At 61.7% G+C, this 21,704-nt stretch carries 16 protein-coding genes and 1 tRNA gene; 12 read left to right on the top strand and 5 right to left on the bottom strand.

The genetic code is table 11. The features are described 5' to 3' along the window. Positions 1-244: 244 nt before the first annotated feature. Positions 245-4,006 carry a methionine synthase gene (gene metH, locus ACSV9I_RS00985; RefSeq protein ID WP_438326603.1) on the bottom strand — a complete coding sequence of 1,254 codons (3,762 nt, stop codon included), beginning with the start codon at positions 4,004-4,006 and terminating at the stop codon, positions 245-247. A gap of 157 nt (positions 4,007-4,163) precedes the next feature. On the opposite strand from metH, the gene ACSV9I_RS00980 reads away from it, so the two are divergent. Continuing rightward, positions 4,164-5,423 (top strand): AGE family epimerase/isomerase, encoded by a 1,260-nt coding sequence (locus tag ACSV9I_RS00980; protein ID WP_438326602.1) that lies wholly within the window; start codon positions 4,164-4,166, stop codon positions 5,421-5,423. A 74-nt stretch (positions 5,424-5,497) separates the two neighbouring features. On the opposite strand, the gene ACSV9I_RS00975 is transcribed toward ACSV9I_RS00980, so the two are convergent. After that, on the bottom strand, positions 5,498-6,244 hold the full coding sequence (locus ACSV9I_RS00975) for an SIMPL domain-containing protein (protein WP_438326601.1): 747 nt from the start codon (positions 6,242-6,244) through the stop codon (positions 5,498-5,500). 193 nt (positions 6,245-6,437) lie between these two features. On the opposite strand from ACSV9I_RS00975, the gene ACSV9I_RS00970 reads away from it, so the two are divergent. The 8 genes from ACSV9I_RS00970 (at position 6,438) to ACSV9I_RS00935 (ending at position 14,349) form a co-directional block, all read left to right on the top strand. Beyond that, positions 6,438-6,513, top strand: a tRNA-Ile gene (locus ACSV9I_RS00970). Between the two features lie 232 nt (positions 6,514-6,745). Further along, positions 6,746-7,816 (top strand): LacI family DNA-binding transcriptional regulator, encoded by a 1,071-nt coding sequence (locus ACSV9I_RS00965; protein ID WP_438326600.1) that lies wholly within the window; start codon positions 6,746-6,748, stop codon positions 7,814-7,816. Beyond that, on the top strand, positions 7,813-8,835 hold the full coding sequence (locus tag ACSV9I_RS00960; protein ID WP_054157619.1) for a polyamine ABC transporter substrate-binding protein: 1,023 nt from the start codon (positions 7,813-7,815) through the stop codon (positions 8,833-8,835). Before ACSV9I_RS00965 ends, ACSV9I_RS00960 begins: the two co-directional genes overlap by 4 nt. A gap of 172 nt (positions 8,836-9,007) precedes the next feature. Beyond that, positions 9,008-9,835 carry an ABC transporter permease gene (locus tag ACSV9I_RS00955; RefSeq protein ID WP_054157787.1) on the top strand — a complete coding sequence of 276 codons (828 nt, stop codon included), beginning with the start codon at positions 9,008-9,010 and terminating at the stop codon, positions 9,833-9,835. Continuing rightward, positions 9,832-10,611: an ABC transporter permease gene (locus ACSV9I_RS00950; protein ID WP_438326599.1), complete on the top strand. Its 780-nt coding sequence runs from the start codon at positions 9,832-9,834 to the stop codon at positions 10,609-10,611. Before ACSV9I_RS00955 ends, ACSV9I_RS00950 begins: the two co-directional genes overlap by 4 nt. Beyond that, positions 10,604-11,629 (top strand): ABC transporter ATP-binding protein, encoded by a 1,026-nt coding sequence (locus ACSV9I_RS00945; RefSeq protein WP_054157621.1) that lies wholly within the window; start codon positions 10,604-10,606, stop codon positions 11,627-11,629. Before ACSV9I_RS00950 ends, ACSV9I_RS00945 begins: the two co-directional genes overlap by 8 nt. Positions 11,630-11,632: 3 nt before the next feature. Then, entirely contained in the window at positions 11,633-12,556 is a 924-nt protein-coding gene (locus tag ACSV9I_RS00940) for a nucleoside hydrolase (protein WP_438326598.1), read from the top strand. Beyond that, positions 12,553-14,349 (top strand): adenine deaminase, encoded by a 1,797-nt coding sequence (locus ACSV9I_RS00935; protein WP_438326597.1) that lies wholly within the window; start codon positions 12,553-12,555, stop codon positions 14,347-14,349. The genes ACSV9I_RS00940 and ACSV9I_RS00935 overlap by 4 nt, the downstream gene beginning before the upstream one ends. 24 nt (positions 14,350-14,373) lie before the next feature. Here the strand turns inward: ACSV9I_RS00935 and ACSV9I_RS00930 are convergent, their stop codons facing one another. Continuing rightward, positions 14,374-15,558: a M20 aminoacylase family protein gene (locus tag ACSV9I_RS00930; RefSeq protein ID WP_438326596.1), complete on the bottom strand. Its 1,185-nt coding sequence runs from the start codon at positions 15,556-15,558 to the stop codon at positions 14,374-14,376. Between the two features lie 166 nt (positions 15,559-15,724). Between ACSV9I_RS00930 and ACSV9I_RS00925 the strand changes: the two genes are divergently transcribed. Continuing rightward, the gene (locus ACSV9I_RS00925; RefSeq protein ID WP_438326595.1) at positions 15,725-16,408 is read left to right on the top strand and encodes a phosphoribosyltransferase; all 684 of its coding nucleotides are present in this window, start codon (positions 15,725-15,727) and stop codon (positions 16,406-16,408) included. A 39-nt stretch (positions 16,409-16,447) separates the two neighbouring features. Here ACSV9I_RS00925 and ACSV9I_RS00920 read toward each other — a convergent pair whose 3' ends face one another. Together ACSV9I_RS00920 and ACSV9I_RS00915 are read right to left on the bottom strand one after the other, a co-directional pair. Continuing rightward, positions 16,448-16,681 carry a hypothetical protein gene (locus tag ACSV9I_RS00920; protein WP_438326594.1) on the bottom strand — a complete coding sequence of 78 codons (234 nt, stop codon included), beginning with the start codon at positions 16,679-16,681 and terminating at the stop codon, positions 16,448-16,450. Between the two features lie 101 nt (positions 16,682-16,782). Then, entirely contained in the window at positions 16,783-18,237 is a 1,455-nt protein-coding gene (locus ACSV9I_RS00915; RefSeq protein WP_438326593.1) for a S8 family serine peptidase, read from the bottom strand. 209 nt (positions 18,238-18,446) lie between these two features. On the opposite strand from ACSV9I_RS00915, the gene ACSV9I_RS00910 reads away from it, so the two are divergent. Continuing rightward, positions 18,447-19,628: a helix-turn-helix domain-containing protein gene (locus ACSV9I_RS00910; protein WP_438326592.1), complete on the top strand. Its 1,182-nt coding sequence runs from the start codon at positions 18,447-18,449 to the stop codon at positions 19,626-19,628. A 110-nt stretch (positions 19,629-19,738) separates the two neighbouring features. Beyond that, positions 19,739-21,682 carry a di-heme-cytochrome C peroxidase gene (locus tag ACSV9I_RS00905; protein WP_438326591.1) on the top strand — a complete coding sequence of 648 codons (1,944 nt, stop codon included), beginning with the start codon at positions 19,739-19,741 and terminating at the stop codon, positions 21,680-21,682. Positions 21,683-21,704: the final 22 nt, after the last annotated feature.

The raw sequence follows: 21,704 nt of genomic DNA, 5'->3' as shown, positions 1-21,704 counted from the left end.
ATCTACCTCAATAACTTATCGCCGAATTTGGAATCGATTTGTGAGCGCGTTCGCGCAGTGGATGAGGCCAGCATTCAGCTCTCGGCGCCGGTTGCCACCCTAACGACAGCCCCTCATCCGCCTACAGGCACCTTCTCCCCACGAGCGGGGAGAAGGCCAGTACGGACAGCGTTTTGCCCCCTTCTCCCCGTTCACGGGGAGAAGGTCCCGCCAGGGGGTAAGGGGCGTTTGTCCCGCCAGCGAGCTACTCCGCCGCCACCGCCTTCGGCACATAATTCAACACCGGCCCCAGCCAGCGCTCGACCTCGCGGACATCCATGCCCTTGCGCCCCGCATAGTCCTCGACCTGATCGCGCTCAACCTTGGCCACACCGAAATAGTAGCTGTCGGGATGGCCGATATAGAGACCTGACACAGACGAGCCCGGCCACATGGCATAGCTCTCTGTCAGCGTCACACCGGTCGCCGCCGTTGCATCCAGCAGCGAGAACAGCGTCACCTTTTCCGTATGGTCGGGCTGGGCCGGATAGCCCGGCGCGGGCCGGATGCCTCCATAGGTCTCCGAGATCAACTCCTCGGGCGTGAAGGCCTCGTCCGGCGCATAGCCCCAGAATTCGCGGCGCACCCGCTCATGCATGCACTCGGCAAAGGCTTCAGCGAAACGGTCGGCCAGCGCCTTAACCAGGATCGAGGAATAATCGTCATTCGCCCGCTCGAAACGCTCTGCGATCGCCACTTCCTCGATGCCGGCGGTCACCACGAAGCCGCCGACATAGTCAGGAAGGCCGCTCTCCAGAGGTGCGACGAAATCGCTGAGCGCCACATTGGCCCGCCCCTCGCGTTTGGCGATCTGCTGACGCAGCGTGAAGAAGGTTGCGAGTTCTTCTTGGCGCGCTTCGTCCGTGAACAGCCGGATATCGTCGCCGACAGCATTGGCCGGCCAAAAGCCGATCACGGCACGCGGCCGAAACCAGTTCTCCGCGATGATCTTCTCGAGCATGGCCTGGGCATCGGCATATAGCTGACGGGCCGCCTCGCCCTGCTTCTCGTCTTCCAAAATAGCCGGGAAACGCCCCTTCAGCTCCCAGGTCTGGAAGAAGGGCGTCCAGTCGATATAGCGGGCAAGCTCGGCCAGATCATATTCCTCGAACACCTTCGTGCCGGTGAAAGCGGGCTTGGTCGGCTTGTAAGCACTCCAGTCGAGCTTGACAGCATTCTCCCGGGCCGATGCCAGCGGCTGGCGCTGCTTTTCGGCCTCCGCCCGCGCATGGGCCTCGGCGACCTTGGCATATTCGGCGCGGATACCGTCGACATAGGTCTCGTTGCCATCCTCAGCGAGCAGTGACGAGACGACGCCAACGGCGCGGCTGGCATCGGTGACATAGACTGCCTGCCCCGCTTTGTATTGCGGATGGATTTTGACGGCCGTGTGCACCCGGCTCGTCGTCGCGCCGCCGATCAAAAGCGGAACGGTGAACCCCTGCCGCTGCATCTCGGATGCCACATGCACCATCTCGTCCAGCGACGGCGTGATCAGCCCGGACAGGCCGATGACATCGACATTCTCCGCCTTCGCCACTTCGAGGATCTTGGTGGCCGGCACCATGACGCCGAGATCGATGATTTCATAATTGTTGCAGGCGAGAACCACGCCGACGATGTTTTTGCCGATGTCGTGCACGTCACCCTTGACGGTCGCCATCAGCACCTTGCCAGCCGCCTGGCGCTCGCCGGTCCCTCCGTTCAACCGCTTTTCCTCTTCCATGAAGGGCAGAAGCACGGCCACCGCTTGCTTCATCACACGCGCCGATTTGACCACCTGCGGCAGGAACATTTTTCCCGCGCCGAAGAGGTCACCAACGACATTCATGCCGGCCATCAGCGGTCCTTCGATGACATGCAGTGGACGCTCGGCCTGTTGACGCGCCTCTTCCGTATCAACATCGATGAATTCGGTGATCCCATTGACCAGCGCATGCTCCAGCCGCTTTTCGACGGGCCATTCGCGCCAGCTCATATCCTGTGTCCGTGTCTTGGCCTCACCCGTGCCGCGATAACGCTCGGCAATCTCAAGCAAGCGTTCCGTTCCGTCCTTGCGGCGGTTCAGCACAACGTCCTCGCAGGCCTCGCGCAGATCCGGATCGATGCTCTCATAGACCGCGAGCTGTCCCGCATTGACGATGCCCATATCCATGCCCGCCTGAATGGCATGGTAGAGGAAGACCGCATGCATGGCCTCGCGCACCGGCTCATTGCCGCGGAAGGAGAAGGAGAGGTTCGAGACACCGCCGGAGACATGCACCAGCGGCATTTCCTGCCTGATCGTCCGCGTCGCCTCGATGAAATCGACGCCGTAATTGTCGTGCTCCTCGATCCCGGTCGCGACCGCAAAGATGTTGGGATCGAAGATGATGTCTTCGGGCGCAAAACCCGCCTCTTCCGTCAGGATGCGATAGGCGCGGCGGCAGATCTCGACCTTGCGCTCATAGGTATCCGCCTGCCCCTTCTCATCGAAGGCCATGACGACGACGGCGGCACCGTAATTGCGGATGAGCTTGCCCTGAGCGACGAAATTCTCCTCGCCTTCCTTCAGCGAGATCGAGTTCACCACCGCCTTGCCCTGCACGCATTTGAGGCCAGCCTCGATGATCGGGAACTTCGACGAGTCGATCATGACCGGCACCTTGGCGATGTCAGGCTCGGCGGCAATCAGGTTCAGGAATTCGACCATGGCCTTTTCGGAATCGATCAGGCCCTCGTCCATGTTGATGTCGATGATCTGCGCACCGTTCTCCACCTGGTCGCGGGCAACGGCCAGTGCTGCCGTATAGTCGCCCGCCGTGATCAGCTTGCGGAACTTTGCCGAGCCCGTGACATTGGTTCGCTCTCCGACATTGACGAAGGGAATATCCTTGGTCAGTTCAAAAGGCTCGAGCCCCGACAGCGACATGAATGGCCGATGCTCGACAGGAGCGCGCGGCGCCCTGCCCTTAACCGCCTCGGCAATGGCGGCAATATGCGCAGGCGTCGAGCCACAGCAGCCGCCGACCACATTGACGATGCCTTCCTCAGCAAAGCCAGAAACCAGCGACGCCATCTCTTCCGGGCTCTGGTCATAACGGCCGAATTCGTTCGGCAGGCCGGCATTCGGATAGGCCGAGATGAAGGTATCGGCGACTGCAGACAATTCCTGCAGATGCGGTCGCATGGCGTCTGCCCCGAGCGCGCAGTTCAGGCCCACAGCAAAGGGCTTGGCATGGCGAACGGAGTTCCAGAAGGCCGTCGGCGTCTGGCCCGACAGCGTGCGGCCGGAGAGGTCGGTTATGGTCCCCGAGATCATCACCGGCAGGCGGATACCCTTGGCGAGAAAACGCTCCTCGCAGGCAAAGATCGCCGCCTTGGCGTTCAGCGTATCGAAGATCGTCTCGATCAGGATGAGGTCGGCACCGCCATCGATCAGCCCGTCGATCTGCTCGCCATAGGCGGCGCGCAGATCATCAAAGGACACGGCGCGATAACCGGGATTATTGACGTCAGGCGAGATGGAGGCGGTCCGGTTCGTCGGTCCAATGGCACCGGCGACGAAACGGCGCTTGCCATCCTCGCGCTCGGCCCGCCAGGCTGCCCGGCGCACGAGTTCCGCGCCGTGACGATTCAGGTCATAGACCGCCCCTTCCATCTCGTAATCGGCCTGGGCAATGCGGGTCGAGGAGAAGGTATTGGTTTCGAGGATATCGGCACCCGCCATCGCATAGCGGAAATGGATATCCTCAATAGCGTTGGGTTGGGTCAGGATCAGAAGGTCGTTATTGCCCTGCTGATGGCAGGCACAGCCGAGGAAGCGTTCACCGCGAAAATCCTCTTCGGTGAGGCCGAGCCCCTGGATTTCCGTGCCCATAGCGCCGTCGAGGATCAGGATGCGTTCGCGTGCCGCCTGCTGGAGTGCTTTGAGGATTTCCGCTCCATCCCGGTTTGCGCCTTCACGGCCGAACATTTGATCGAGCATATGCGAACTCCTTTGCTTCATCAGCGACAGGCTCCAGTCACATAAAGATATCTTTATGTCAACATGCGATCCGTGTGTGAATGTCCATAGCCAAGCGGTAGATGCGGGCCTGCGGTTCCGCTATACAACCGGCGAGGATATCATTTGGGAGGAATACATGTCGGAAAGTCAGGTATCTGGCACGCAGGACGCGCCGTGGAGCGCGCGCCCCTATCACCGCCGCTGGCTGCTGGCCCAGGCCGACGGCCTGTTCGATTTCTTCCAAGGTCCCGCCCTCAACCCGAAGGGCGGCTTCTACGACCTGTCGCGCGACGGCAAGCCGCTCAGCCTCGACAATCCCGCCTGCGGCATTCATGCCAGCGCCCGCATGGTGCATTGTTATGCCATCGGCCACCTGCTCGGTCGCCCCGGCTCTGGCGATATCGTCGATCACGGCATGCGCTATCTCTGGGAACGCCACCGCGATGAAAAGAACGGCGGTTATTTCTGGCAGGCAAACGACACCGGCGCTGCCGACGACACGAAACAAGGTTATGGCCACGCCTTCGTCCTGCTGGCAGCCTCCTCGGCCAAATGCGCCGGCCATCCGCTGGCAGACGCCATGCTCGCCGACATCACGCAGGTGATCGAAGAGAAGTTCTGGGAAGAAAGCCACGGCGCGATCGCCGAGGAATTCTCTGCCGACTGGCAGCCGGTCCCAGGCTATCGCGGCCAGAATTCCAACATGCACCTGACCGAAAGCCTGATGGCCGCTTTCGAGGCCACCGGCGAGCGGCATTATCTGACCAAGGCCGAGCGGATCGCCGACCTGATCATCAACCGCCGCGCCCGCGAGGAAGCCTTCCGCGTCGCCGAGCACTTCGATGAAAACTGGGTGGTCGACCGGAATTATTACCATCCGAACGAGATGTTCCGCCCGGCCGGCACCACGCCCGGCCACTGGCTGGAATGGGCCCGCCTCATCCTGCAGCTCTGGGTGCTCGGGGATAAGCAACACGACTGGATGCCGGAAGCCGCGCGTGGCCTCTTCTCTCAGTCCATGGCGCTCGGCTGGGACAAGGACAGAGGCGGCTTCTTCTATACGCTCGATTGGGCAAACGCACCGGACAAGCGCTCGAAACTCTGGTGGCCGCTCTGCGAAGGCGCAGCAGCTGCCCACTTCCTCAACCAGCATCAGGAAAAAAGCCACTTCCACGAGGAAAGCTACCGCAAGATCTGGAACTATATCGCGAACAACACTCTCGACCGGGAACACGGCGGCTGGTTCGAGGAACTGACCGAAGACGGCAAGCCGTCCAACAGCCTCTTCCCCGGCAAGGGCGACATCTACCACGCCCTCCAGGCCTGCCTCATCCCGCTCTTCCCGGCAAATGGCAGCCTGACAAAGATGATCGCGGAGCACCCGCTCGACGTCTGAGATCTGAGCCTTGAAACGAAAGAAGGGTCGGCGTATCAGCGCCGACCCTTCTTTATCTGGCAAACAATAGGAGCCTACTGCTCGATCGAATAGGTCATGTTGACGGTCACCGTATACCGGTTTTCGCCAGACGCGATCGGAACCGCATCGGCGGCGGCCATTTTTGCCATCGGCGCGGCCATCATTTCCGGCATCGGCCGGGCAAAGGCCTCGGAGATCTCGATCACGCGACCAAGCTTCACGCCGGCAGCGTCAGTCAGCGTCTTCGCCTTGGCGGCCGCCTTGGCGACGGCCTGCTTGCGAGCCTCCTCGACCGCGGCATCGCTGTCGTCATTGGTGAAGGTGATATTGCCGCCCTGATTGACGCCGAGTTTCACGGCACGGTCGATGAGACCACCCAGTGCGCCGAGATCCCGCACCCGCACCGTCAGACCGTTCGATACACTGTAGCCGACGATTTCAGGCGCCACATAACCGCCGCTGCCATCGGTCGGCTGCTGGCGATACTGCGGCTGGATCGAGAAATCCGTAGTCTGCATGTCCTTGTCGTCAATGCCCTGCGTCTTGAGATCGGCCAGCACCTCGGCCATGGCCTTGCTGTTGGCGGCCAGCGCCTCGGCAGCGGTCGGCGCATCCCGGACGACGCTCAGTGAAATCAACGCCATATCTGGCGCGATCGACGCCTCGCCCTCGCCGGAAACCATGATCGTTGCCTCGCGGCGCTGCATGTCTTCAGCCTGTGCCGGCAAGGATAGCGGACCGAGCAGCACCACGCTTGAAAACAGGCCGGCAAGGATCAAAGCGCGTGGATAGTGGATCATGATTGGATTTTCCTTTTCCCTCATGTGCCGGATCCTTCAATGGTAACCTCGGCACGATACCCTTCCACACCCTAGATGACCTCAGATTGTGAAGCCAATACGGCAGAGACTTGTCGCCCCCCCGGAATTGCGTTAGACGCTGTGCCACGGTGCGGGGCCAACCATTGCCCGCCCGACGGCGACGAGCCGCGCTGGGCCTGTAGCTCAATGGTTAGAGCCGGCGGCTCATAACCGCTTGGTTGGGGGTTCGAGTCCCTCCGGGCCCACCATTTTGTTTTAAAAACAGACACTTATCCCATTTTTATGTGACACCAGATTCCGAATCCTGGGACAGGATCCGAAAGATCGGGCACAGATCCGGCAGCACTCGAAGGCACCCCCCTGCCATCACCAACAGGGAATCTCCCCGGTAAATCTCTTGGCAGCACAATTGCCGCTCGACTCCGCTGCAAAACTCCTATAGCTCTCTGATTAATCGTTTAATCAAACTCCCCGGCTCCCATGAACCCGCCGCGCACCGGATCGAAGCTCAGCCATATCGCCGCCCTGCTCGGCGTGTCGTCGGCGACCGTTTCGAATGCGCTTTCGGGCAAGGGGCGCGTCTCGGCCGAGCTTGCCGAGAAGATCAGGGCAACGGCAGCCGAGATTGGCTACACGCCGAGCCTTGCTGGGCGCGCGCTGCGGACCGGGCGCACAGGCGTGCTCGGCCTCGTCCTTCCGGACATTGCCAATCCCCTCTTCCCGCAGATCGCACAGGCGATCGAATACTCCGCCAGCAAGGCGGGCTATGGCGTGCTGATCGCCGATTCCCGTGGCGATGTCGCGATGCAGACCGATGCCATCAACCGGCTGATCGAACGAGATGTCGATGGCATTATCATCGTCCCGAGGCGCGGCACGCGCATCGCCGATGTCGGATGCCCCGTCGCCGTCATCGACAGCCCCTCGACACCGGGCAATACGGTCTCTGCCGACCATTGGCAGGGAGGCCAGATCGTTGCGGAGCATCTTGCAGCGCTCGGACACCGCAAGGTTTTGCTGATCGGCAACAATCCCGCCTCGAACGTGCAGAACGATCGCATCGGGGGCATGAAGTCCCGGCTGCCGAAAGGCGCTCACGCAGAGGTTTTGTGGATCGAAACCCATGAGCAGGTGCATGGCAAAGGCAGTCTTCTCGGTCTCCGGCAAAAGCGTGACGAGGGGTTTACCGCCTTTGTCGCCGTCTCCGATCTTCATGCCTTGCGGGCTCTGACGGAACTCCACCGTGCAGGCATTTCGGTGCCGGAAGACGTCAGCGTCACCGGCTTCGACGATCTCGTCTGGTCGTCCGTCGTAACCCCGAGCCTGACGACCGTGCGGATGAATATAGCGGAAATTGCCGAGATCGCCATCTCCGCCCTGGTCAGCGTGATCGACTCGACCGCAACCGGCGAGACACAAGACATCAGGGACCGGGTTGCCGAAAGCGACCGCAAGAGCGTGCCCATGCAATTGGTGGTCCGGCAGACCTCAGGTCCGGCGCCATCGACACCCCCGACAAGAAGAAACCCGCCAGCAGGAGAACACACGTGAACAAGATTTTGCTTTCATCCGTCGCCGCACTGACGCTGACCGCGAGTGCTGCCCAAGCACAGGACCGGACGCTCACCATTTCCGTCTATGCCTTGGCGCAGGACGCCTTCAAGGAAATCGTCTACGATCCGTTTGAAGCCAAATGCGGCTGCAAGCTGGTGGTCGAAACCGGCAACAGCGTCGAGCGTCTGGCCAAGATCGAAGCCAACAAGGCAAGCCCGGTTGTCGATATGGCGGTTGTGTCGATGGCGGACGCCTTGTCGGCCGCGCGCAGCGGCTTGATCGAGAAGGTCGACACCACCAAGCTTACCAATTTCGACAAGCTCTACGACATCGCCAAGGATCCGAATGGCGACGGCATGAGCGTCGGCTACACCTTCTATGCGACCTCCATCGTCTACCGTACCGACAAGATGAAGATCGAATCCTGGGCAGACCTGCTGAAGCCGGAAAATGTCGGCCATGTCGCTTTCCCGAACATCACCACCAATCAGGGCCCGCCGTCGCTCTACATGCTCGGCCAGGCGCTCGGCAAGGACACGCCTGACCTGAAGGCGGCCATCGAGGAGGTCGGCAAGAACAAGAACGAGATCGTCACCTTCTACGTCAAGTCTTCGCAGCTCGTGCAGCTGATGCAGCAGGAAGAAATCTGGGCCGCACCGATCGGCCGCTTCTCCTGGGCCCCCTTCACCAAGCTTGACCTGCCGCTCGGCTGGGCAACCCCGAAGGAAGGCCAGACCGGCGGCATGAATGTCATGGTCCTGACCAAGGGCTCGAAAAACCAGGATCTGGCACTTGAGTTCATGGATTTCTGGCTCTCCACCGAAACGCAGACCAAGCTCGCCGAAAAGCTGGTCGACAGCCCGGCCAACAAGGAGGTCAAGGTCTCCGACGAGATTGCCGGCAACCTGACCTATGGTGAGGATATCGCCGCCAATCTGAAGCTGATCCCCTCTGCCGTTGCCCTCGACCAGCGCGACGGCTGGCTCTCCGAGTGGAATGCCAAGGTCGGCCAGTAACCGATCCACAAACACGTGCATTGCCGGCCGGTCTCCTGGGCCCCTCCCCATCAGGAAACCGGCCGGAACACCTTTTTGACGAATGCCTCCCAAGGCGAAGGAATGCGGCTTGCGGACCACAAGTCCCGGCCGCATTCCGACACTTTCTGTCCAACCGCTGGAGACTGCAGACATGTTCCAGAACCGCGCCGAAGCCTTGGCACTCGCCTTGCCGGCCGCCCTGTTTGCCGGCCTTGTCTTCCTGGTGCCGGTCGTCCTGCTGCTGTCGGAAGGTTTCCGCTCCGCTGACAGCTGGAGCCTCTCGGCCTACACGCAATTCTTCTCGGAACCGCTGAACCGGACCGTCTTCCTGCGCACCCTGAAGCTCGGCGCGATTGTCACCGCTGTGGCAGCCGTGATCGGCTATGCCACGGCCTTTGCAATCATCAGCCTGCCGCCCGGCGCGAAGGGTCGGATGGTCGGGCTTGTCGTTTTGCCGCTGATGATCTCGCCGGTCGCGCGCACCTATGCCTGGATTGTTATTCTTGGTCGCACCGGCATTATCAACCAGGCACTGATGGCGGTCGGTCTGACGGACGAACCCATCCGCATCCTGTTCAGCGAGACGGCCGTCTTCATCGGCCTGCTGCAACTGTTCCTGCCGCTGATGGTGATCTCCCTGATCAGCGCGCTCGAAAACCTGCCGAAGGACGTGATTCCCGCCGCCCGGGTTCTGGGTGCCAACTGGTTCGAAGTCTTCTGGAAAGTGGTGCTTCCCTTGACCCGCGAAGGCCTCGTCGTCGGCGGAACGCTGGTCTTCACCGGCTCGATGACCGCCTATATCACGCCCGCCATTCTCGGCGGCTCCAAGGTGCTGATGCTGGAGACCCTGCTCTACCAGCAAGTGACGGTCGCCAACAACTTCGTCTCGGCCAGCGTCATTGCCTTCATCCTGATCGTCATGAGTTTTGCGGCCAACATCCTCCTGAAGCGACTTGCAACAGCAAGGAACAAGCGATGACCTCCAGACTGTTTGCCCCGCTAACGCTGCTTCTGGTTCTGATCTTCCTGATCGGCCCCTTCCTGATCATCGTCGCCGCCTCCTTTTCCGCCGGCGATACGCTTGCCTTCCCGCCACAAGGCTTTTCGCTGAAGTGGATCTACAAGATCTTCACGGTGGAGAGTTTTCGCGAAAGCTTCGTGATGTCGATGTTCCTCGCGATTGGCGGCACATTTACAGCTCTGCTTCTTGGCATCCCAGCCTCTTATGCCATGTCGCGCTACAAGCTGCCCTTCTCCGAGACCGTCCGTACCGTGGTTTCGGCACCGATCATCGTACCGGGCATCATCGTTGGCCTCGCGCTCTTGCGCTATTTCGTCATGCCGGTTGGCCTCTCGATCACGCTTGCGCTCTTCCTCGCCCACACGGCTCTTGTCCTGCCCTATGCGGTGCGCGTCGTCTCGGCCAGCCTCAACAATTTGCGCGCAGATATCGAGGAAGCGGCAGTTCTTCTCGGATCGTCTCGCCTCGGCGCCTTCTTCCGCGTCGTGCTGCCAAATATTCGCGGCGGCATCCTCTCCGCCTTCATCCTCGGCTTCGTCACCAGCTTCAACCAGGTTCCGGTTTCGCTCTTCCTGTCCGGTCCCGGTGTGCGCACCTTGCCGATCGACATGCTCGGCTACATGGAAATCGTCTTCGATCCATCGATCGCCGCCCTGTCATCGTTGCTGGCATTTTTGTCCATTGGCATTGTTTTCCTTGCCGAACGTTTCCTGGGGTTCTCCCGCTATGTCTGACACCGCATTCCTTAAACTCGACAAGCTCTCCCTCGCCTATGGCAAGACGATCGCCGTCAAGGATCTCGATCTCGACATCCGCAAGGGCGAACTTCTGGCGCTGCTCGGCCCTTCCGGTTGCGGCAAGACCACAACCATGCGCTCGATCGCAGGCCTCATGACGCCGGTTGGCGGCCAGATCAGACTCGATGGCGCCGACATTACCCATGTCGCCGCCAACAAGCGCGCCGTCGGCCTCGTCTTCCAGTCCTATGCGCTTTTCCCGCATCTGACCGTGTTCGAGAACGTCGCCTTCGGCCTGCGGCTCAAGGGCATGTCGGGCACCGAACTTGAAGCCAAGGTCACGGCCGGGCTGAAGTCCGTGGGCCTTTCGGCCTTTGCGGACCGCAAGACACCGGAACTATCCGGTGGCCAGCAGCAGCGCGTCGCCCTTGCCCGCTCCATGGTGATGGAGCCCAAGGTCCTGCTGCTCGACGAACCACTCTCCAATCTCGACGCGCGGCTGCGCCTCGAAATGCGCACGGAACTGCAGCGGGTGCAGAAGGAAAGCGGCGTGACGATGATCTTCGTCACCCATGACCAGGTCGAGGCGCTGGCGCTGGCTGACAGGATCGTCGTCATGAAAAATGGCGCGATCGAGCAAATCGGCACACCGGAAGACATCTACAATCGTCCGGTATCGAGCTTCGTCGCCGATTTCGTTGGCTTCGAGAACGTCTTTGCCGTCCGCGACGGGAAACTCGTGACCAGTGAGGGAGAAGTCGCACTGGCAGGCGCATTGCCTGAAGTGGCAGGTCTCGCCTGGAGGCCACGCACGGTCACCCTCGGAACGGGGCCGCTGCAGGGCAAGGTGCGCGGCGTATCCTTCGCCGGCGGCACCCGCGAATATGTGCTGGATTCGAGCCTCGGCACGATCAAGGCGGAGGTCGACGCAGCAGCGCCGGCTCATCCCCTCGGCACCGAAATCGTCTTCGACCTGCCGATCGCAGCAGCCGCAAAACTCGAACGGTTCGGCTGATCCATGGGCGTGTGGATCGACACCGACATGGGCTTTGATGACATTGCGGCCATTCTGGTCGCCATGCATGCCGGCCTTGAGATCGACGGCATCTCGCTCGTCTTCGGCAACACCAACCTCAAGCAGGTGCGGCGCAATGCTGCCGGCGCCGCGCAAGCATTCGGCTGGACTTGTCCCATGCATGCGGGCCGCAGCCGTCCGGTTCTCGGCACGCTTGAAACGGCAGAGGCTATTCTCGGCGAGACCGGCATCCCGACATCCGGAATGACGCTGCCGGCAGCCGATGACCGCGCATCCGGAGAGGCGTTTTCCGCGCTCTGCCTCTGGCTCGAGCAAACCCCGTCCCCACGCCGGATCCTGGCGCTTGGACCGCTGACCAATATCGCCGCACTTGCGCTCGCAAGACCCGATCTTGCTGCCCGCATTGACGATCTCACCTGGATGGGCGGTGGCCTGTCTCGTGGCAATCACACCGCATCGGCCGAGTTCAATGCACTGGCCGACCCGGAAGCCGTGGCAATCGTTCTTGCCCATGGCCTGCCCCTGCGCATGGTTGACCTCGATTTCTGCCGCAAGATCATGGCCGCGCCGTCGGACATCGCACCGATCCGCCTGGCAGGCGGGCGCAATGCCGCCCTCCTCGCCGACATGCTGGCGGGATATGTCGATATCGCGGTCAGCCGCGGCAGACCGAGCATGGCACTCTATGACCCCTCGGCCGCCGTCGCCTTCGTCCGACCCGACCTCGTCACGTTTCAGCTAGCACGCATCGACATGGAGCTTGCAGGCAGCCTGACGCGCGGCCGCACGGTGGTGGAAACCCGCGAGAGCCACGGCACATTCAATGCAGCTTTCGCCGCCGGTTGCGATGCGCCGGCGGTCCGCGCCGTTATCCTCGATGCCCTGGCATGGGAGGCCGGCAAATGACCATGCAACCGATGCCCGAACCCGAAGACCTGAACGATGATGATCTCCGCCGCCGTGCCGTTGCGGCAGCACGCGGCGATGCCCCCTTCGACCACCTGATCGTCAACGGAACGCTGGTCGATGTCGTGACCGGTGAATTGCGGGAGGCCGATATCGGCCTCGTCGGCCCCTTGATTGCCAGCGTCCACGCAAGCGGCACAAGGCAGGATGCCGAAACCATCATCGATGCAGCAGGTGGCTTTGTCTCCCCCGGCCTGATCGACACCCATATGCATGTCGAAAGCTCGATGGTGACGCCAGCTACCTATGCCAAAGCCGTGCTGCCAAGGGGCGTCACAACGATCGTCTGGGACCCGCATGAGTTCGGCAATGTTCACGGCGTCGATGGCGTCCGATTTGCCGCCGATGCCACGAGCACGCTGCCGCTTCGCGTGATACTGCTCGCGCCCTCCTGCGTGCCCTCCGCACCGGGATTGGAGCTGAATGGCGCAGACTTCGATGCGACTGTCATGGCGGAGCTCCTGTCCTGGCCAGAGATCGGCGGCGTGGCCGAGGTCATGAACATGCGCGGCGTGATCGAGCGCGACCCACGCATGAGCGCTATCGTCCAGGCAGGTTTGGCCTCAGGCAAATTGATCTGCGGCCATGCGCGGGGCCTGAAGGATGGGGATTTGGCCGCTTTCATGGCAGCGGGCATCAGCTCCGACCACGAACTCGTCTCGGGCGAAGACCTTCTCTCCAAACTGCGCGCCGGCCTGACGATCGAATTGCGCGGCTCGCATGATCACCTGCTGCCGGACTTCGTCGTGGAGCTCAACCGCCTCGGCCACCTGCCTCAGACGGTGACGCTCTGCACCGACGATGTCTTCCCGGACGATCTCGTCCATGGCGGCGGCCTGGATGATGTGGTCCGGCGGCTGGTCCGCTACGGGTTGAAGCCCGAATGGGCGCTGAGGGCCGCAACGCTGAATGCCGCCCAGCGGCTGGGCCGGGCCGATCTTGGCCTGATCGCAGCCGGCCGGCGGGCAGACATTGTCGTGTTCGATGACCTTGCGGATCTCCGGGCACGCATTGTCTTCGCCAACGGCGTGGCCGTGGCCGAAGGCGGGCGGATGCGTTGCAATATTGCGGCGGCCGACACATCAGCCCTTACCGGTTCCATGAAGATCGAGCCTCTGACGGCAGAAGACTTCCGCATCCCCTCCAGAGAGGAAACGGTGACGGTCGCAACCATCGACCAGCCTCGCTTTACCCGTTGGGGCGAAGCGGAAGCAGACGTCCGGGATGGCTTCGTCGTCCCGCCTGAGGGTGCGACGCTGATTGCGGTGGTACACAGACATGGACGCGCCGACAGCCGGCCCCGCGTCGGTTTCCTGCGCGGCTGGGGGAACTGGCGCGGCGCCTTCGCCACCACCGTTTCCCATGACAGCCACAACCTGACGGTTTTCGGCAGCGATCCGGCCGACATGGCGGCTGCAGCCAATGCCGTGATTGCAGCCGGTGGCGGCATGGCCGTCGCCTCCGTTGGCAAGGTCAACGCGCTTTTGCCGCTTCCGCTTTCGGGGCTGGTATCCGAAGCACCATTGTCCGAAGTGGCAAACGACTTCTCCCGCATCCGCGCCGTCATGGACGAGATAGTCGACTGGGAACCGCCGTATCTGGTCTTCAAGGCCTGTTTCGGTGCGACCCTCGCCTGCAATATCGGCCCCCATCAGACCGACCGCGGCATTGCCGATGTTGTGACCGGTATGCTGCTTGAGACACCGATCCTGAAAACACGGAGATCGGCATAAGGCGTTCGCCTCGCCGCGTCCGCCCTATCCTGCGGTGGTCGCGGCGGTAAGCTCCTGCTCCACCAGTGTTGTCCAGAAGGCAACGCCAGGGCCGATGGCTGCATCGTTGAAATCATAGGCCGTATTGTGATGCAGCGCGCCATCGACGGCTGGGCCATTACCGAGCCAGACATAACAACCCGGCGCTTCGCCGGCAAAGAAGGCGAAATCGTCTCCGGCTGTCGATGGCGCAAACCCGGTGCGCACCTTCTTGCCCAGAACGGTTTCGGCAGCCTTCAGTGCCCGCGCCGTCGCATCCGCATCATTGACCACGGGCGGAATGCGCCGCTCGAAACCATAATCGGCGGCAATGCCATACATGGCGGCGGCACCCGCCGCGAGCCGGCCGATTTCTGTCTCCAGCTGATCACGGACTTCAGGCGTGTAGGCCCTCGCCGTTCCACCAATCTCGACCGTATCAGGGATGACATTGAGCGCGAGCGGATTGCCCGCCTGCACCGAACAGGCACTGACCACGGCCGGCTGCAGGGGATCGACCACCCGGCCGACGATGGTCTGCAGCGAGGCCAGGAATGTCGCCGCCGCCGTGATCGGATCCTTGCCAAGGTGAGGCTTGGCGCCATGCGTGCCGGTGCCACGGAAGGTAACACGCCAGCTGTCGGAGGATGCCAATTGCGGCCCCATAACGACCGCCATTTCGTCCGGGTCGAGCCCCGGCATGTTGTGAAGACCAAAGACGGCATCGCAAGGAAAGCGCTCAAACAATCCCTCCTCGACCATGCGCCTCGCACCCCCACGCCCCTCCTCCGCCGGTTGGAAGATGAAGTGAACAGTTCCCGAGAACTGGCGGGTCTTTGCCAGATACCGTGCTGCCCCGAGAAGCAATGTTGTATGCCCGTCATGGCCGCAGGCATGCATCTTGCCATCCGTCTTCGACCGATAGGCGCGGCCCGGCTGTTCTGTCATGGGAAGCGCATCCATATCGGCCCGCAGTCCGATGCTCCGCGTTCCATTGCCCACCGTGAGCGTTCCAACGACACCCGTTCCGGCAAGACCGCGCGTCACCAGAATTCCAGCCTCTTCGAGCAAGTCGGCCACGATGCCGCTGGTCCGCTCCTCTTCGAACCCGAGTTCCGGATGGGCATGCAGATCGCGCCGCAAATCGGTGAGGAAGGCAAGGTCGGCGGCAAGAAGATCGGGCAGTCGCATCGGCGGCTAAATCCTTGAATAGGTCTCAGGCGGGGATAACAGGGATACCGATGCCGATCAAAGTGGACATGGTTTTCCTTTTGACGATTGTCGGTATAGGGCAAAATCAACGGCCATCCCATGCCCAAGCTTCACGACAAGCGCAACGACCGAGGAAGGAAGCCCCTTGCAGCCCCATGATTTCTGGCAGGACCTTCACCCTGCGGGCACTTTCGAGAATGCACCGCTCCACAAGGACTTCTATCCGGCCAGATTGTCCGACGGCCGCCAATTGCGACTGCCGATCCGCCCCCTGTCCGATGGTCGTCATGGGCTTGCATCCCTGATCATCAACCAGGCAAGCTTTGCCGTGCAGGAAGCGCTGGCCGGCGAACTGGCGCGAAAGCTCGAACCCTACAAGCCGCAGGTGATCGTCGGCCTGCCAACGCTCGGCCTGACGCTCGCCAGCGCCGTTGCCCGGTCCCTCGGCCATGCTCGCTATGTGCCTCTCGGGACTTCGAAGAAGTTCTGGTATCAGGCCGAACTCTCCGTGCCGATGTCTTCGATCACCACGCCGGATCAGGTGAAACGGCTTTATGTCGATCCCCGCATGCTGCCGGTTTTGGAGAACCGGCGCGTCGCCCTCATCGACGACGTCATATCCAGCGGAACCTCGATCCTTGCCGGACTGTCGCTGATGGCAACGATCGGCATCGAGCCGGTTGCGATCGGCGCCGCCATGCTGCAGTCGCGCCGCTGGGTCGATCCTCTGTCGCAAGCCGGCAGCCACCGGCCGGACCGGACACTGGGCGTTTTCGCCACACCGCTTCTTTCAAAGACAGATGAGGGATGGTCGGCCACGGAACTGTAGCCATGGCATTCTCGCCAGGGCGCCCCAGCCCATGCCGCATCAGTCCTGCGTGCGGACCCAACCTTCTGGCTCTATGCTGCGGACGCCAGAGACATGGGACGCCGCACCGGCAGCGGCCGGACCACCCTCGACGACCAGCGTTCTGATGGCGTCGAGCCGCGAGGCAATTGCGAAGCCTTTCGCCGACAGTTCGGCGCAGACCGCCTCGACACTGGCCGCGGGTTCGACAACGACGAGATAGCGGCGCGCTGCTGATAGGGGTTCGTCTGACATGGAAATCACTCCTTTCACGGCAAAAGCGTCGCCCCGAAGGACGACGCTTCCTGCCCGGGGGAAGAGGCATGCCGGACCGGAGAATCGGCATGCCACGGGGCTTACATCTTGCGGCTACGTCCACCGGCGCTGACCGCGACACCTTGGATCGGAAGGGGCGGCTTCGGCATGACGGGCCGCAGGATCGGCGGGATCTTGACCGGCGGGAATGGCCGCGGCAAGGGAATGGGCATCAGCTGCAATCGGCGATAAGGCGCCTGTGCAAGGCCGGCACCGACATGATTGGATGGCTGGTTCGGCAGCGCCAATGCCGTGGCCACCAGTCTCTGCCAGAGTGCGGCCCCCCGATAGGCGGAGTTGGATTGGGCATGGAGGGCTGCAATGCCCGCCACATGCGGCGTTGCCATGCTGGTGCCCGACTTGCTGCCATACTTGCCGTGAGACACCGGAACGGAGGAGAAGGTTCCGACGCCAGGCCCAACGATATCCACTTTCCCATGGGGCGGGAAGAAGGTGATGTTGGAGAAGCCGGCTTTCAGCAGGTTCTGATCGACGGCCCCGACCGCCATGATCGACGGGCAGTTCGCCGGGTGGCTGACCGGCAGGCTGCTATCGTTGCCGGCAGCCGCAATGATCAATGTGCCAGCCGCAAGGCCCGCCTGGGCAGCCGCCTCATAGGCCTGAGAGTAACCATCCACGGTGGTGCGGGCACCAAGCGACATGCTGACGACCTGGCAGTGATTGGCAATCGCCCAGTTGATGCCGCCAAGGATCCAGCCATCGGCACCGCTGCCGGCATTGCTCAGCACCTTGCCGGCGAAGATCTGCGCCTGATGCGCGACGCCGTAGCGCGGCTGATTGGCATCGCTCGGTTCCTTCGGCCCGCAGGCCGTGCCAATGCAATGCGTACCGTGGCTGTGAAAGTCCTGAACCGCTTCATTCGGCACGAATGACTGGCTGATGATGCCACGCCCGGCAAAATCGGGATGGCCAAGGTCCATGCCGGTATCGAGCACGGCAACCTTGATGCCGGCACCGGTCCAGCTCTGCCCAAGCGGAAAGCCAACGACCACACGGGTCTTCTGCAGACCCCAGGTGCTGCCATTGGCCAGCACGTCGATCTCTTCCTGGTTGGGATCCTCCGCCATGTCGCCATCGCCGAGATAGCTATTGGAGACCTGATTGACGGCATCCCGGAAGCCTCGCAGATAGTCGCCGAAATGCTCGTTCATCGCATAGACATAGCGCTCTGGCTCGATGGTCGGAGCATCTGCGTCATCGGCGGAAAATGCCTCCATCGAAGAGAGCCGTCCGACCTGATCATCATCCTTCGGCGTGACAACTGTAACACCGATCTCGTCGAAATAGATGCCGTCGCCTTCCGCAAGCGCTTCTGCCGTTACCGCCTGATCGGCGAAATCGCGCGAACTGGCGATCGAAAGACCCGCCGTCTTGTTGAGTGATTTGATCGTGTCCTTGCCCTGATGCGGGCGCCCGGTAACGAGAAGGCGTCCGGTGAATTCCGGGAGGCCTTCATTTGTGCCATTGATGCTCATGCTCTTTCTCCCTGTTCTCATCCGGGTTGGGGCGCTCGGAGGAGCCAAGCCCCCCTGTTCCGGACATCCGCGACAGGACCCTCATGGCCTGACGGAGGGAAACCTAGACAGGCAGCAACAGCGCCACATCACCAGATATGGTGAGGGCTTCTCAATTTCTTCCGCGTTGGATAACCTGCTCGCCGGGGCGGCAGGACAGAGGTGGCGCGGTGACGCAGGCGATCGAACTGAACGATCTGATCCTCGCGATCTACGACACGACGGTCGACCCATCCGGCTGGCCAAAAGCTCTCGACCGGATCGCGCGCTATATCGGCGCCAGAGGGGCGTTTGTCTTCGAGCTGCAAGGATTGGGCAAAGAGCGGCGTATCCATGCGCCCTTCTTCAGCAGCGTCTATAATCAGGATCTGGTGGATGGATACCTCGCCGCACACAATGCGCAGGAACTGATTGATCAGGACGTCTTTGCCCGTCTCTCGCGTCCCACCGACCAGATCCAACTGATTCCGGACGACGCCCTTGCCAATACGGAAGAAGAATTGCTTGCGAGGGCCAATGTCAGAACCATGCTCGAATACGGTATCCGCTACCGGGCGGGCGCACTTCTCAACAAGGATCAGGTCAACCAGGACCGGTTCGCCCTGCAGTTTTCGGCCAGCGCTGGGCCGCTGTCGAAGGCACATTTTGAGCGGGCCGCCCTCCTGATGCCGCACATCGCCAAGGCGCTCAACATCAGCCGCCCGACCAAGCAATTGGCAGACCAGTTCCGATCCGTGGCGGATTGCATCGATATGCTGGTGATCGGTGTGTGCATTCTCGATGCGACCGGAAGGATCGTGCATTCCAACCATGAATTCCGCCGCCAGCTCGAGAGCTATCCCGTGTTCCGCAAGGATCCGGCAGGTCGGCTGGTGATGAATGCGCCGGGCTCGAGCGGTGCACTTGCCGAGCTTCGCGGCGACCTCAGCAATCACGGTCGCTTCGGTGCCCGTCCGCGCAAGGAAGCGATCGTCTCCCTTGTCGATGACAAACCCCATACGCTCTGTGTCGAGGTCGCCCCGCTCACCAGCGCCAACGAGTTTGGCGAACCCAGCCTGAATGGTCACATCGTCTACAGCATGGATACCGGCAGTTTCTACGAGATCAACGGAGACCTGCTGGCCTCGATGTTCCAGCTCACCCAGGCCGAAGCCTCGGTGCTGGAAATGATGGCGGAAGGGCTCACCAATCTGCAGATCTCGGAACGGCGGGCGAAATCGGTCGAGACCGTCAATTCGCAGGTCAAGTCGATCCTCGTGAAGACAAGGTCCGCCAACCGCACCCAGCTGATCCGGCTTGCGACCAATATCAGCTCCAGTTTCATTCTGGAACGTCCTCACCAGAACGGGTGATGCGCCGTTTGCAATTTTCGGTCTACGGATCGCTGGAATGCAATCAAGGACATTGCTGCCACCTTGAAGCTTCACTAATGTAGGATCGTTGGCCCGCCGGGGAGGATTGCATGCGCATGATACGGCTGCCCTTTCATATCATCACCGCATCCGCTGCTCTCTGTCTCATGCTGACGACAGGCCTGGTGCCCCGCGCCGTGGCGGAAGATGGACCTCCAGGCCATCTTCCGGAAGGTATCCTTGCGCTCGACCAGGGTTGGAGCGACCAGCAGAAGAGCTGGTGGTACACGACAAGCCAGGGATCACGCCTTCTGCCGCTTGACTGGATGATGGCGCTGGAGACCGTGACCTCGACGGCCGAAGCGCCCGAACCCTTCATGTCCAAAGCCAATATGGAGCGACTGGGCTACCTGCCGAACCCGGTCTCCGTCGACAATCCGCTCGGCCTGCCAGTCGGCTTTGCGGTCGATCACGACAAGAGCCGCGCTGCCGACCTGATGTGCGACACCTTCCCGGCCACCTGCGATGCGATGACCATGCGCAAACCGTGGATCGGCATGAACTGTTCGGCTTGCCACACCAACGAGATCACCCATGAGGGCAAGCGCTTTCGCGTCGAGGGTGCAGCAACGCTGGCCGATTTCCAGGCTCTTGAGGAAACACTGCTCGCCGCCCTCAAGCTCACCATATCCGACCGGTCCCGCTTCGACCGTTTCGCCCGCGCCGTGTTGAAAAACGAGCTGACGGTTGAGAGCCGGGCAGCGCTTGAGATGCAGCTTTTGGAACAGATCGCCTGGCAGGAGAAGCTGGAAGACAAGAACCGCGCCTCTGTGCGCTATGGTCGCGGGCGCCTGGATGCGCAGGGACACATTCTCAACAAGGTCGCCCTTATCACGCGGCAGCCGGATCAACTGAACGCAATCCACGCGGATGCTCCGTCGAGCTATCCGTTCATCTGGAACACGTCGCAACAGGGCAAGATCCAGTGGAATGGGATCGCCAACAACATCCTGAAAATCAATATCTTCGGGCGAGAGACGGATGTCGGCGCGCTCGTGCGCAACACATCCGAAGTGGTTGGCGTCTTCGCCCATATCGAGACGGATCGCGGCAAGGCATGGCGGGGCTACAATTCCAGTGTCCGGCTCGACAAGATGATCGCGCTTGAACGCTTGCTTGCCGAGCTGAAATCGCCGCGCTGGCCGGAAGACATGTTGCCGCCGATCGACTGGGAAAAGGCGGCCCGCGGCCAGAAGCATTTCGACACCTTCAAATGCGCCTCATGCCATGAACCGCTCGCCTGGGACGATCTCGCCTCCCCGGCCAAGGAAAAGATGGATCCGATCGGAAAACAGCAGACGGATATCTTCCTCGCCTGCAACACTTTCCTGCATCAATCGAAGTCCGGCAATCAGGCGGGCCAAAAGACATTCGCCTTCACGGGCGAGCGGATTGGCGAGGTGGAATTCACCCGCAATCTCCTGGTCAACACTGTGGTCGGCGCCGTCGTCGGCAAGCTTGATGAACTGGCCGGCGGCGCCTTCAGCGACGTCTTTCCGACAGCACCCGCCGGCGATGCCGGTGCCGAGGCAAGCGGTGTCGACTATCTGCCGGGCGTAACCGACGAGATGAAGAAGGACCAAGCGCGCCAATGCCTGACCACCGAGCACGAACTTCTCGCCTACAAGGCACGTCCCCTGAACGGCATCTGGGCAACAGCGCCCTATCTGCATAACGGCTCGGTGCCGACCCTCTATGACCTGCTATTGCCAGCCAAGGTGCAGAATGTGTCGAGCGCGACTGTGCCGCCGGCCGATCCCGCAGGCCCGACCCGCCCGGAAGTGTTCTCCGTCGGCTCGCGTGAGTTCGATCCCGTCCGTGTCGGCTTCATTTCCAAGGTAGACGCCGGACAAGACGCCTTCATCTTCCGCGTGCGCGACGAGGCAAGCGGAGAGCCTATTCCTGGTAATTACAATTCCGGCCACGACTACGGGACAGGACGGCTCAGCGACGCAGAGCGGATGGAACTTGTGGAGTATCTGAAGACACTCTGACGGCGAGCCACGGCCTTGCCGG

It is taken from the genome of Rhizobium sp. G187 (assembly GCF_051549525.1).
Taxonomy (GTDB): Bacteria; Pseudomonadota; Alphaproteobacteria; order Rhizobiales; family Rhizobiaceae; genus Allorhizobium.
Note: the sequence above shows the minus strand (reverse complement) of the source record. Positions and strands in the feature narration are given on the sequence as shown.

Bases quoted from the DNA above. Each gene is read 5' to 3' on its own strand.
- ACSV9I_RS00955 (WP_054157787.1), top strand. From the start codon at position 9,008: ATGTTCCAGAACCGCGCCGAAGCCTTGGCACTCGCCTTGCCGGCCGCC.
- ACSV9I_RS00940 (WP_438326598.1), top strand. From the start codon at position 11,633: ATGGGCGTGTGGATCGACACCGACATGGGCTTTGATGACATTGCGGCC.
- metH (WP_438326603.1), bottom strand. From the start codon at position 4,006: ATGCTCGATCAAATGTTCGGCCGTGAAGGCGCAAACCGGGATGGAGCG.
- ACSV9I_RS00945 (WP_054157621.1), top strand. From the start codon at position 10,604: ATGTCTGACACCGCATTCCTTAAACTCGACAAGCTCTCCCTCGCCTAT.
- ACSV9I_RS00935 (WP_438326597.1), top strand. From the start codon at position 12,553: ATGACCATGCAACCGATGCCCGAACCCGAAGACCTGAACGATGATGAT.
- ACSV9I_RS00975 (WP_438326601.1), bottom strand. From the start codon at position 6,244: ATGATCCACTATCCACGCGCTTTGATCCTTGCCGGCCTGTTTTCAAGC.
- ACSV9I_RS00980 (WP_438326602.1), top strand. From the start codon at position 4,164: ATGTCGGAAAGTCAGGTATCTGGCACGCAGGACGCGCCGTGGAGCGCG.
- ACSV9I_RS00920 (WP_438326594.1), bottom strand. From the start codon at position 16,681: ATGTCAGACGAACCCCTATCAGCAGCGCGCCGCTATCTCGTCGTTGTC.
- ACSV9I_RS00905 (WP_438326591.1), top strand. From the start codon at position 19,739: ATGCGCATGATACGGCTGCCCTTTCATATCATCACCGCATCCGCTGCT.
- ACSV9I_RS00965 (WP_438326600.1), top strand. From the start codon at position 6,746: ATGAACCCGCCGCGCACCGGATCGAAGCTCAGCCATATCGCCGCCCTG.
- ACSV9I_RS00930 (WP_438326596.1), bottom strand. From the start codon at position 15,558: ATGCGACTGCCCGATCTTCTTGCCGCCGACCTTGCCTTCCTCACCGAT.
- ACSV9I_RS00915 (WP_438326593.1), bottom strand. From the start codon at position 18,237: ATGAGCATCAATGGCACAAATGAAGGCCTCCCGGAATTCACCGGACGC.
- ACSV9I_RS00950 (WP_438326599.1), top strand. From the start codon at position 9,832: ATGACCTCCAGACTGTTTGCCCCGCTAACGCTGCTTCTGGTTCTGATC.